At 46.5% G+C, this 12,833-nt stretch carries 10 protein-coding genes; 7 read left to right on the top strand and 3 right to left on the bottom strand.

Going from position 1 to position 12,833, the window contains the following annotated elements; all coding sequences use genetic code 11:
* Window positions 1-84: 84 nt before the first annotated feature.
* From LIX84_RS02270 to LIX84_RS02280, 3 genes are all read right to left on the bottom strand, one after another.
* Window positions 85-2,112 carry an acetoacetate--CoA ligase gene (locus LIX84_RS02270; protein ID WP_226420508.1) on the bottom strand — a complete coding sequence of 676 codons (2,028 nt, stop codon included), beginning with the start codon at window positions 2,110-2,112 and terminating at the stop codon, window positions 85-87.
* An 87-nt stretch (window positions 2,113-2,199) separates the two neighbouring features.
* Window positions 2,200-3,126, bottom strand: a complete 927-nt coding sequence (locus LIX84_RS02275; protein ID WP_226420509.1) for an electron transfer flavoprotein subunit alpha/FixB family protein — start codon at window positions 3,124-3,126, stop codon at window positions 2,200-2,202.
* Entirely contained in the window at window positions 3,123-3,875 is a 753-nt protein-coding gene (locus tag LIX84_RS02280; RefSeq protein WP_226420510.1) for an electron transfer flavoprotein subunit beta/FixA family protein, read from the bottom strand. Before LIX84_RS02280 ends, LIX84_RS02275 begins: the two co-directional genes overlap by 4 nt.
* 157 nt (window positions 3,876-4,032) lie before the next feature.
* Here LIX84_RS02280 and LIX84_RS02285 point away from each other — a divergent pair, with 157 nt between their 5' ends.
* The 7 genes from LIX84_RS02285 (at window position 4,033) to LIX84_RS02315 (ending at window position 12,828) form a co-directional block, all read left to right on the top strand.
* A complete protein-coding gene (locus LIX84_RS02285; RefSeq protein ID WP_226420511.1) occupies window positions 4,033-5,670 on the top strand; it encodes an electron transfer flavoprotein-ubiquinone oxidoreductase in 1,638 nt (545 codons plus the stop codon).
* A 241-nt stretch (window positions 5,671-5,911) separates the two neighbouring features.
* Window positions 5,912-6,712: an ABC transporter ATP-binding protein gene (locus LIX84_RS02290; RefSeq protein ID WP_005392600.1), complete on the top strand. Its 801-nt coding sequence runs from the start codon at window positions 5,912-5,914 to the stop codon at window positions 6,710-6,712.
* Complete coding sequence (locus tag LIX84_RS02295) at window positions 6,712-8,664, top strand: long-chain fatty acid--CoA ligase (RefSeq protein ID WP_226420512.1); 1,953 nt, start codon at window positions 6,712-6,714, stop codon at window positions 8,662-8,664. Before LIX84_RS02290 ends, LIX84_RS02295 begins: the two co-directional genes overlap by 1 nt.
* The gene (locus LIX84_RS02300; protein WP_005392598.1) at window positions 8,664-9,557 is read left to right on the top strand and encodes a branched-chain amino acid ABC transporter permease; all 894 of its coding nucleotides are present in this window, start codon (window positions 8,664-8,666) and stop codon (window positions 9,555-9,557) included. The genes LIX84_RS02295 and LIX84_RS02300 overlap by 1 nt, the downstream gene beginning before the upstream one ends.
* 11 nt (window positions 9,558-9,568) lie before the next feature.
* Window positions 9,569-10,636 (top strand): branched-chain amino acid ABC transporter permease, encoded by a 1,068-nt coding sequence (locus LIX84_RS02305; RefSeq protein ID WP_005382737.1) that lies wholly within the window; start codon window positions 9,569-9,571, stop codon window positions 10,634-10,636.
* A gap of 45 nt (window positions 10,637-10,681) precedes the next feature.
* Window positions 10,682-11,926 (top strand): ABC transporter substrate-binding protein, encoded by a 1,245-nt coding sequence (locus LIX84_RS02310; RefSeq protein ID WP_226420513.1) that lies wholly within the window; start codon window positions 10,682-10,684, stop codon window positions 11,924-11,926.
* An 80-nt stretch (window positions 11,927-12,006) separates the two neighbouring features.
* On the top strand, window positions 12,007-12,828 hold the full coding sequence (locus LIX84_RS02315; RefSeq protein ID WP_005392594.1) for an ABC transporter ATP-binding protein: 822 nt from the start codon (window positions 12,007-12,009) through the stop codon (window positions 12,826-12,828).
* Window positions 12,829-12,833: the final 5 nt, after the last annotated feature.

Raw genomic sequence — 12,833 nt, forward strand, 5'->3', positions numbered from 1 at the left:
ACGAAAGTGGGGAGGAGTTATCGAGCGAGCTAAAAATACAGTTAGGTTATACCCGTCTGTATTGTTGGAAGACTTGTTGGGTCTCTAAGTGACAGTGGCGCCTTCTATGTTGAAAAGCGTTTTAATTTCTTCCAGCACTTCTGGGTTAGCAATAGCACCAATGTTTTTTATAGCTTGTCCGTTAACCAATTGTTTCACAGCTAGTTCAACGAGTTTGCCTGATCGCGTTTTAGGAATATCACTGATAGCAAAAATTTGGCGCGGTACATGGCGCGGTGAACATGTTGTTTTTAGTGTTTGGCGAATTGAATCGGTGAGTTGTTGGGTTAACTCGACGTCGTGAGCGAGTTTTACTAGTAACCAGATTTCTTCAGACTGCTGCTTTAACTTGCCGACGGCGATGGAGTCCTCGACCTCGGGTAACGCGTTCACTTGCTGATAGATCTCAGCGGTGCCGATTCGTACGCCGCCTGGATTCAATGTCGCATCGCTACGACCATAAAAAATAAAACCGCCATGTTCGGTTTGCATCACATCGTCGCCGTGGTGCCAGATATCGGTAAACTTGCTCCAATAAGCGTTGTGATAGCGTTCGCCGTTGTCGTGCCAAAACCCAATAGGGAAGTTAGGTAGTGAGTTATTGCAAGTCAGTTCGCCGCGTTGCTGTGTAATGGTTTTTCCCTCGTCGTCCAAAACACGCACGTCGATTCCAAGCCCTGAACCTTGGCATTCGCCTTTGTACACTGGTGAGATAGGGTTTCCAAGTACAAAACACCCACAAATATCAGTGCCGCCAGCGATAGAAGCTAGATGTAAATCCTGCTTGATGTGCTGATAGACATAATTAAATTGTTCTGGGTAAAGCACTGAGCCAGTCGAACACAGGGTTGTGAGTGATTTCAGGTCATGTTCTGACTTGGGAGAGTAGCTCGCATGTTCCAGTGCTTCTAAGTATTTCGCTGACGTACCAAACAGTGACACGCTATGTTCTTCCGCTAATCGCCATAAGACGGAGTGATCAGGGTAAACCGGACTACCATCGTAAATCACTAAGGTAGCACCACTCGCAAGTGCTGAAACATGCCAGTTCCACATCATCCAGCCACATGTTGTGTAGTAGAAAACCTTGTCTTGTGGTTTGATATCGCAATGTAGTTGATGTTCTTTGAGGTGATTGAGCAAGGTACCGCCCACGGAATGGACAATACACTTAGGTTGCCCCGTTGTGCCAGAAGAATACAAAATGAATAACGGGTCATTAAACAGTATTGGTTGATATTGAATTGATAGTGGAGAAAAGTGGTGAGCAATATCAGACCAATACACAAAGTCAGAAGTGCTAGCACTCTTAGCGTTTTGTATATATTCGATTTGGCATACGCTAATAGTGGCGTATTCGGAGACACTGCTTAGCTTACTACTAAGAGTCGTGTTTTTGTCCGTCATATCGAAAGCTTTGCCTCCGAACTGGTAGCCATCACAGCAAAAAAGAACTTTCGGTTTGACCTGACCAAAACGCTCTACGACGCTATCGATACCAAAATCAGGAGAGGTTGAAGTCCAAATAGCGCCAAGACTTGTAGTAGCCAACATGGCTATAACGGTTTCTGGAAGGTAGGGCAAATAGCCCGCAACGACATCGCCTTTGCCAACACCACAATTGAGTAGCCATTGCTGAACGACAGACACTTGTTCGAGCAACTGTGTACCAGTGAGCTGCTTGTGTTCACCGCTTTCATTAGTAAAAACGATAAACTCACGCTCAGGTGTTTGTTCGGCCTGAGAGAGGAGATTTTCTGCGTAGTTAAGCGTGGCGTCAGCAAACCATACTGTGTCCCTATTGACATGGCTCTGAGTAGAATCTGTCTGTGTCCACTTGGGAGCATCAAGGCTTTTGACTTGCGAGCCAATATTTCCAATGACGTTACAGAAATGCCAGGTATGTCGCCAAAATTCGTCATTGTGGTTAATGGACCACTGGTGTAAAGACGTGTAATTATTGATTGCGGTACCTTCGGCTTTGTCTTTATTAACTTTTTCGATGAACCGCAATAAGTTGCTATTGCTGACGCGTTCAGAAGATGGTGACCAAATAGGTGCAGAATTTGTCATAGGTCCCTCTAATTTCAATTCTTTTTGAATATGACCAAAACAAAATAAAGGGGCGAACATAGCAGTGTTCGCCCCTTATCTGATTGTTTAAAGTTGTTCGGCAAGCTGAGGTAGTACCTCAAACAAATCACCAACCAATCCATAGTCGGCAACTTCGAAGATAGGAGATTCTGGATCTTTGTTGATCGCGACAATCACTTTGGATTCCTTCATCCCGGCAAGGTGCTGGATGGCACCGGAAATCCCAACCGCTATATAAAGCTTAGGTGCAACGATTTTACCGGTTTGACCCACTTGTAAGTCGTTGGCAACAAACCCGGCATCAACTGCCGCACGAGAAGCGCCAATGGCAGCACCTAGTTTATCGGCAACTTGTTCGATCAACGCGAAGTTCTCTTTGCTACCGACCCCGCGTCCACCTGACACAACCACCTCTGCCGCGCTTAATTCAGGACGTTCTGACACGGTTTTATCGACAGAAACCAATTCAACCATTGGAGCTGAGATAGTGACCTGCTGATGCTTAATACCAGCTTGGTTGTGACAAGTAACCGGCTCAAACGCAGACGCGCGCACGGTGATGACGCGAACCTTGTCGCTGGTGGTCACTTTGGCAAATGCGTTTCCTGCGTAAATAGGGCGGATAAAAGTGTTTTCATCGATAACTTGGACAATATCAGAAATTTGCCCAACGCCGAACTTCGCTGCTACTCGCGGTGCAAGATCTTTCCCTTTTGATGATGAGCTAGCCCAGATTGCGTCAAAACCTTCAGCAATACTCACCACAATAGGTGCGATACTCTCGGCAAATTGATGCTTAAGTTGCTCATCATCGACACAAATTACATTTGATATACCATCAACGCGACAGGCTTGCTGAGCGACTTCTTCACACTGGTGGCCCACTACGATCAAAACATTGTCTTGGCTGACTTGTTTTGCTGCATTAACCACTTTGAGTGTGTCCGCATGCAATTGGTTATTGTCATGTTCCGCTATGATTAAGTTCTTCATGAAATCACCTTCGCTTCGTTACGCAGCTTATCGAGAAGCTCTGAGACAGATTCAACCTTGACGCCACCTTTTCTTTGCGCTGGTGGTGTTACTTCTTGAATGGTTTGGCTAAACACCACCTCGACACCAAGGCTCTCTGGTGTGATCGTATCTAGCGGCTTGCGCTTGGCTTTCATGATATTAGGAAGAGAGGCAAAACGCGGCTCATTCAGACGTAAGTCGGTGCTGATCACGGCAGGCAAATTCATCGCAACCGTCAACAAGCCACCATCCACTTCTCTTACGACTTGCACTTTTTGATCTTCAATTTTTACATCAGATGCAAATGTGGCTTGAGGCCAGTCAAGTAGGGCTGCCAACATCTGAGCCACTTGGTTGTTATCGGTATCAATCGACTGTTTACCGGTAATCACGAGCTGCGCTTGTTCTTGCTCAACCAGAGATTTAAGCAGCTTAGCGACGACCAATGGCTCTATTTTGTCTTCAGTATCGATATGAATAGCGCGATCGGCACCTAACGCAAGCGCAGTACGTAGTTGCTCCTGACACTGGCTACCACCAGCACTGACAACGATGACTTCTTCCGCAATACCTTGCTCCTTTAGTCGTACGGCTTCTTCAACGGCTATTTCGCAAAATGGATTAATCGTCATCTTGACGTTATTGGTTTCAACATCGCTATGGTCCGCTTTCACGCGAACTTTAACGTAGGGATCAATGACCCTTTTGATTGGCACTAGTATTTTCACGTTAGATTCCTTTTTACAGTGAAGACTATGTGTTTACAGTGAAGACGATGTGATGACGTCTTTAATATGATGTTAATTTACCTTTACGTTTGCGTCAACTTTAAATATATTGTTGCTTAACAAGTTGGCAACATGCAAAGAAAAAAGGAATGCAATCATGGAAAGAGACTGCATGGAATTTGATGTTCTGATTGTAGGCGCTGGTCCCGCAGGTTTGTCTGCGGCATGCCGAATCAAACAATTAGCAGCAGAAAAAGAACAAGACCTCTCTGTTTGCGTGGTAGAAAAAGGCTCTGAAGTTGGAGCGCATATTTTATCGGGTGCGGTGTTTGAAACGCGCAGTTTGGATGAACTGTTTCCCGACTGGCAGGCGAAAGGCGCACCGCTCAATACCAAAGTAAACAAAGATAAAACCTACTATCTAGGCAATGAAATCAATGGTCATGAACTGCCTTCTTGGGCAGTGCCTAATACGTTACATAACGACGGTAATTACATTATAAGTTTGGGCAGTCTATGCCGATGGATGGCGTTGCAGGCCGAGAACTTAGGGGGGGAGATCTACCCAGGTTTTACTGCCAGCCAAGCGATCATCGATGAAGACAACCGCGTTTGTGGCGTGATCACGGGCGATATGGGGTTAGACAAAAATGGTGAACAAAAAGGAAATTTCGAACCTGGTATTGAACTGCGAGCGAAGTTTACTTTATTTGCTGAAGGCGCACGGGGGCATATTGGTAAGCAATTGATTAACCGATTTAATCTTGCTGAAGAGAAAACGCCTCAGCATTACGCTATCGGTTTTAAAGAGCTGTGGGAAATACCACCAGAGCAGCATCAACAAGGGTTAGTGGTTCACGGCTTAGGATGGCCGTTAGCGAACGAAGCCACAGGTGGCAGTTACCTCTACCATTTAGAGGGAAACCAAGTTGCCGTTGGGTTGATTGTTGACTTGAATTATAAGAACCCGCACTTGAGTCCATTTGATGAGTTTCAACGTTTTAAACATCACCCGTTGATTGAGCAATACCTCAAAAATGGTAAACGCATTAGTTATGGCGCAAGAGCGATCACCAAGGGCGGTTTCCATTCGCTTCCCACGCAGCAGTTTGCTGGTGGCTTGTTGATTGGCTGTGATGCAGGAACGCTTAACTGCGCTAAAATCAAAGGCACGCACACCGCAATGAAATCTGGCATGCTTGCCGCCGAAGCAGTATGTGAAGCCCTTGAGAGTCAGTCAGTCACTGCTGATTATCAAAAGCATTTCAAACAGTCTTGGCTGCACGAAGAACTCTACCAAGCGCGTAACTTCTCAAGTGGCATTCACCGCTTTGGATCTTGGTTGGGTGGTGGTTTAGCATTGTTGGAACATAACGTGTTAAAAGGCAAAGCTAAGTGGCATATCCGCTGTGATAAGCCCGATCATCAGTCTCTGCTATTGGCGGAAAACAGCAATGAAATTGTCTATCCAAAGCCTGACGGTGTGTTAAGTTTCGATCGCCTTTCTTCTGTCTATCTATCCAATATCTTCCATGAAGAGGATCAGCCATGCCACTTACGTTTGGCGAATCAGCGCATACCGATTGAGCAGAACCTCGAACTGTACGCCGAGCCTGCACAGCGCTATTGCCCGGCTGGCGTTTATGAAATCGTACAGGGGGATCAGCAGCCAGAGCTACAAATAAATGCGGCAAACTGTATCCACTGTAAGACCTGCGACATCAAAGATCCAAGTCAAAATATTACCTGGACACCGCCGGAAGGTGGTGGTGGCCCTAACTATCCGAATATGTAGTCGTCTGAGAATAATTTTTATTAACAATTTATTTACTTAAAGTTTGCGTTAGTTCAAATCTTTCTCGATGAACTCGATTGCAACTTAATCTTTCAAGCACTATTCTGATTTTAAATTGACGTTTACGTAAACTGAATACAAAGTTGATGCATAGGTGTAAAAGCGGTTACCAGTATCAAAGTTAGGTTTGATTAAATAGTGTTCAATGGAACGCACTTAAATAACGAAAGGGAGATCAACTATGGTATCGGAATCGCCTCTGTTGCAGGTAAACGATATTTCATTGGCTTTTGGTGGGGTGAAAGCTCTAACTGACGTGAGCTTCCATGTGAATGAAAAGGAAATCTTTTCAATCATTGGTCCAAACGGTGCAGGTAAAACCTCAATGCTCAATTGCATCTCTGGTCGATACACACCAAACAAAGGCTCTGTAATCTTCGCTGGAGATGATGTAACCAAACGAACACCTAGCCAACGAGCAGAGTTAGGGTTGGGAAGGACCTTCCAGAACTTAGCACTCTTTTCTCATATGTCGGTACTCGACAACATTATGGTTGGTCGACATCACCTACTGAAAAACAACTTCGTCACAGGACCACTTTACTGGTTCTCTAACGCGCAGAAAGAAGAAATGGCGCACCGTAAATACGTAGAAGACGTAATCGATTTTCTTGAAATTCAGCACATTCGCAAAGCCACCGCTGGCACACTTTCTTACGGTTTACGTAAACGTGTAGAGCTTGCTCGTGCCATTGCCTTAAAACCTAAGTTACTGCTGCTTGATGAACCAATGGCAGGCATGAACTTGGAAGAAAAGGAAGACATGGCGCGTTACATCATGGATTTAAACGAAGAGTTAGACATCACCATCATCATGATCGAGCACGATATGGGCGTGGTGATGGATATCTCTAACCGCGTATTGGTGTTGGATTTTGGTAAACACATTGCGATGGGCGAGCCAGAAGAAGTGATGGCCAACCCACATGTGAAACAAGCGTACTTAGGCGAAGAGCTACCGACATTAGAGGAGAGTGCATAATGGCACAGCAACATAATGATTGGGCAGATATAACCCGCTTAGATACCTTTCCAAAAGTGTTGCAGCACAATGCCAAGCACTGGCCCGAGCAAGTCGCAATGCGTGAAAAGGAGTTTGGTATTTGGCGAGAGTTCACTTGGCAAGATTATGAAAATCGAGTGAAGTGGATGGCGCTGGCACTTCAAGATTTAGGTGTTGGTGAGCAAGACGTTGTTGGTTTGCTGGGTGATAACCGCCCGGAATGGGTATGGGGCGAGTTGGCCGCACATGCGATCAAAGGTTTCTCGCTGGGCATCTATCAAGATTCCATGCACGAAGAAGTGGCGTACCTCATCAACTATGCCAAAGCAAAAGTCGTGGTTGCGGAAGATGAAGAGCAATGCGATAAGCTACTTGAGCTCGGTGATGAGATCCCAAGCGTAGAATTCATTATCTATTGTGACCCGCGTGGAATGCGCAAGTACGACGACCCGCGACTGATTGACGTTGAGCAGGTCTATAAAAAAGGTCAACTGATCGACAAAGCGGATCCGGATAAATATCTCAATATGGTTGCGGCAACCAAAGGCAGCGATCTTTCGATTCTTTGTACCACGTCGGGTACGACTTCCAAACCAAAGTTGGCTCAGCTACACAGCGGCACTTTCTTAGATCACTGTGCGGCTTATCTGCGTGCCGACCCGCGCTCTCCAGGCGACAACTACGTTTCTGTTCTGCCTTTGCCTTGGATTATGGAGCAGGTGTATGTGGTTGGTCAGGCGTTGATTTCTCGTCAAATCGTTAACTTCGTGGAAGAACAAGAAACCATGATGTCTGACTTGCGCGAAATTGGCCCGAACTTCGTGCTGCTTGCGCCGCGAGTGTGGGAAAACATTGTGGCAGACGTGTCTGCACGAATGATGGATTCCACACCGTTTAAGCAGAAGATGTACAAGCTGGGCATGAGCTTAGCCAACAAAGCGCTGGAGCAGGGTAAACGCTCTAAGTTGGCTGAATGGATTCTTCTGCGTGCTCTGCGTGACCGTTTAGGGTTTTCGAACCTGACATCTGCGGCAACCGGCGGTGCGGCGATGGGACCGGATACTTTCCGTTACTTGCAAGCGATCGGTGTACCACTCAAGCAGCTTTACGGTCAAACCGAAATGTGTGGTGCGTACACCGTCCACCAAGCCGATGACGTGGACTATGATTCGGTCGGCGTTGCGTTTGATAATGCAGAAGTGAAAGTCATCAACCCAGACAGCAATGGCGTGGGTGAGATCATCGCGAAAAGTACCGGCATGTTTACTGGCTACCAGAACAACCAGGAAGCGTATGATGAAGACGTGCAAGACGGATGGATGCACACGGGTGATGCGGGTTACTTTAAAGACTCTGGTCACTTGGTGGTGATTGATCGTCTGAAAGATATGTCGGAAACCAGCCATGGCGACCGCTACTCTCCGCAGTTCATTGAAAATAAACTCAAGTTCTCGCCGTTTATTGCAGAAGCCGTAGTGGTGGGCAAAGGTCGACCTTGGCTATCCGCCATCATCTGTATTCGCTACGCGATTGTTGCGAAGTGGGCAGAGCAGCGAGGCTTAGCATTCACTAACTACACCAACTTATCTGCTCAACCAGAAGTGTATCAAGTCATTCGTGAAGAAGTGCTGAAAGTGAACGAATCCCTACCCGATGCACAAAAGATCAGCAAATTCATTCTACTTTACAAAGAGCTGGATGCCGACGATGGCGAGCTAACTCGCACACGTAAAGTACGCCGTGGTGTGGTTGCGGAGAAATACGGAGACATCATCGAAACCATCTACAGCGACGATCCAAAAGTCGATGTGGATACGGTGATCACTTATCAGGATGGCACCAAAACACGCATTCAAACGTCGCTAGTGATTGAAACGCTTATTGAACATGAGCCAACACTGGTGGATAGCGAACAACGGAGGATCGCATAGTGAATACGGATTTATTACTGCAACTCGTCATTAATGGCGTGATCGTTGGCATGTTGTATGGCGTGGTCGCCATGTGCTTTGTACTGATATACAAATCGACTCAGGTGGTCAACTTCGCTCAGGGTGAGTTCTTGTTGATTGGCGCATGGGTATGCTGGGCGGCGCTTGTTCATCTGCAACTGCCATTTTTTATCGGCTTTTTACTCACGCTCGCGTTCATGATGGTGTTCGGTATTGCGGTGCAAACCATTGTGCTCAGGCCGTTAATTGGTGAACCGATTATCTCTGTGATCATGGTGACCATCGGTCTGTCTATGTTCTTCCAAGCATTGATGAAATGGATATTTGGTGTCTCAGCTGTGTCGTATCCGCAAGTGTTCGAAACAAATGTGGTGAATATCGGTGGTTTGAACGTTGAGTTCGCTTACATTCTGAGTTTGATCTTCTCGATGCTCATCATGGGCGCGTTCTACTGGTTCTTCAAATTCAGCAAAATGGGTCTGGCAATGCGCGCAACGGCATTTAACCAGCAAGTAGCCCAAAGTCTTGGCATTTCCATCAAGAAAGTGTTCGCCATTAGTTGGGCTATTTCGGCAATGGTATCTGCAACAGCAGGGATTGTTATCGGGATCGTTAACGGCGTATCTGACGCGCTATCCATTATTGGTATCAAAGTTTTCCCAGCCGTTATTTTAGGTGGCTTAGATTCTGTAGTCGGCGCAATTGTCGGTGGCATCACCATCGGGGTGCTAGAGAACTTAGCTGAGTTTTTTGATAGCCAATACCTGCAAGTGGGTAACCTGTACAACATCGCACCATTCTATGTGCTGTTAATCATTCTTGCCTTCAAGCCATACGGGCTGTTTGGTACCAAAGATATCGAGCGTATTTAAGGAGAAATAACATGGCTCAACTTAGCATGCGCCCATGTGGGGATTTTCGAACCACATACAAAAGTGATACGCCAATTTTTGAAACCAAAACCATCAGAAGCCTTGCGATTGCTGGTGTCATCGCCATGCTGGCAGCACCGCTGGTCTTGGATATTTACTTCCTCAACCTGTTTATTCAGATTGCGTATCTTGGAATCGCGGCGCTGGGCTTAAACATTCTGGTTGGTTTTACCGGACAAATTTCCCTAGGTCATGGCGCGTTCTTTGGCTTTGGTGCCTTTGCATCGGCTTGGCTGAATAACCAGTTCAATATTCCAGTCGTGTTTGCGATTCCGCTTGCGGGTTACTTAACCATGATTGTGGGGATGCTGTTTGGTCTGCCAGCGGCTCGAATTAAAGGTTTATATCTAGCTATCGCAACGTTGGCGGCGCAGTTTATTTTAGAGGACTTCTTTGCTCGCGCAGATTGGTTCAGTGGCGGCTCATACGGTGCAAGCGCGAACCCAATTAATTTGTTTGGTTTTGAGTTTACGACTGACGAAAGCTTCTTCTACATCGCTCTGTTTGCGCTGATCTTCATGTATATGTGGGCATCAAACTTAATCCGTTCTCGTGACGGTCGCGCGTTTGTCTCAGTACGAGATCACTATCTGTCAGCAGAGATCATGGGCATCAACCTAACCAAGTATCGTCTGCTCTCATTTGGAGTGTGTGCATTCTATGCAGGCATCGGGGGCGCACTCTACGGACATTATCTAGGGTTTGTATCAGCAGAAGGCTTCACCATCATGATGTCTATCCAGTTTTTGGCCATGATCATCATTGGTGGCTTAGGATCAGTCAAAGGTACGCTGATGGGGACGATATTTATCGTACTGCTGCCTGAAGTTTTAGAGTTTGGCGTAACGGGGCTTTCAGCGTTTGGTGATACCACCGCTTTCACTGATGGTCTGGCTTACTTCAAAGAGATGGCGATTGGTTTAGTCATCATGCTGTTCCTCATTTTCGAACCTCAAGGATTATCGCATCGCTGGCAACAGATTCGAGCATATTGGAAACACTATCCGTTCTCATATTAACGTGGAATTAAGTGGAATATACCTCAATAACAAGGACAACGAGTTATGAACAAAGGACATTTAGCGACAACGTTGGTGCTGTCATCTGCACTGTTTACTACCGCAACTTGGGCAAAAGATTCTGTGTTTGTCGGGCAATTAGTCGACTTTTCTGGACCAACTGCCTATGTGAGCAAGCCTTATGGTTCTGGCGTGCGAGACGCATTGCGTTGGATTAACCAAAACGGTGGCATTAACGGTACCGAGCTCGAATTTGAAACAGTAGACATGGCGTACAAAGTACCAGTGGCGATTTCTAACTATAAACGTTGGGTGGCGCGTAAAGACATGGTTGCGCTGCAAGGCTGGGGTACGGCGGATACCGAAGCACTTATTTCGTTTGTTACCAAAGACAAAGTGCCGGTGTTCTCTGCTTCTTACTCTGGTCACTTAACTGACCCAACTGGCAAAAACCCAAAAACCGCGAAACCAGCGCCTTATAATTTCTTTTATGGTGCGTCGTACTCAGATGCGTGCCGTGCGCTAGTTAAGTGGGCGAAAGAAGATTGGGAATCTAAGGGCAATCAAGGTGCGCCGAAATTTACGCACATTGGCGATAACCATCCATTCCCGAATGCGCCAAAAGAAGCGTGTGCAGAGTACGCCAAAGAGCTTGGTTTTGATGTGCAAAACCCAGTCGTTGTGTCACTAAAACCAGGGGACTTCAAAGCGCAATGTTTGTCGCTGAAAGAGTCAGGCACCAACTACGGTTACATTGCTAATATCGGTAGCTCGGTTATCTCACTAGTGAAGTCTTGTAACACGGTTGGGACAGAGTTCCAGTACATGGCAAACATTTGGGGCGGCGATAAGCCAGTGCTTGAAGCAGCAGGCGATGGCCTTAAAGATTACGTTTTCCCAGGTATGACAGCGTTTTGGGGAGATGATAATGAAGGCATGAAACTGGTCCGTGAGATTTCTAAGCAGTCTGAATCAAAGCCTGGCGAGTTTAGAACTCACCACTACATTCGCGGCATTTGTTCTGCGTTCTACATGAAAGAAGCGATGGAGTGGGCGAAAGACAACGGTGGCATCACGGGTGAAAACATCAAGAAGGGCATGTATGTCCATGACAACTGGGTCCCACAAGGCTTAGAAGGTGTTTGTGTACCTGCGAACTGGAAGCCGGAAGATCACCGTGGCACAACAACCGTGAACGTGTTTATGGGTAACAACAACGGCGGCGCAGTCGATATTAAGAAAGTGTCCCAAGTGACATTGTCACGTCGTGACGATTGGCTAGGTTACTAATCTACGACTTATTAATAACAAAGCTTACTGAAAATAAGGATGGGTGAGAGAACACTCTCACCCTAGCAAGGAGTAGCTTGATGGCTGAATTAGCAACGAATATCGAACCGGCAGAAATACTGCTTTCAGTGAACAACATTGAAGTCGTCTACGACGAAGTAATACTAGTACTTCGCGGTGTGAGCTTAGAAGTTCCAAAAGGGCAGATTGTGACCTTACTGGGCGCCAACGGTGCGGGTAAATCCACGACGTTAAAAGCCATTTCTGGTTTGTTGAAAACCGAAGATGGTGAAGTGACGCGCGGCGAAATCAACTTCATGGGCGAGCGCATAGACAACAAAAGCCCGGAAGAGATCGTCCGTTCGGGCATCTTCCAAGTTATGGAAGGGCGCCGAATTGTTGAAGACATGACGGTGATAGAAAATCTTCGCTTAGGCGCTTACACGCGCACGGACAACGAAGTCGAGCAAGACATCGAAATGGTGTTTGATTATTTCCCTCGCCTTAAAGAGCGCACCGGTCTAGCGGGTTATTTGTCAGGTGGTGAGCAGCAAATGCTGGCGATTGGTCGTGCACTGATGGCTCGCCCGAAAATGATCTTGTTGGATGAGCCGTCGATGGGGCTTTCGCCGCTGTTGGTGAAGGAGGTGTTCAGCATTATTAACAAGATTAATAAAGATCAAGGCATTACCATGCTTTTGGTTGAGCAGAATGCCAACTTTGCCCTTCAAGCGGCCGATTACGGTTACATCATGGAATCAGGCAAAATCGTACTGGATGGCAGCAAGCACGAACTGCTAAACAATGAAGATGTGAAAGAGTTCTACCTTGGCGGCGGCGATGAAGATCGCAAGAGCTTCAAGAATCTGAAATCTTACAAACGTCGTAAGCGTTGGTTATAAGGAGC

Origin of the sequence: Vibrio sp. E14 (assembly GCF_020515785.1) — a bacterium.
Classification (GTDB): Bacteria; Pseudomonadota; Gammaproteobacteria; order Enterobacterales; family Vibrionaceae; genus Vibrio; species Vibrio diabolicus.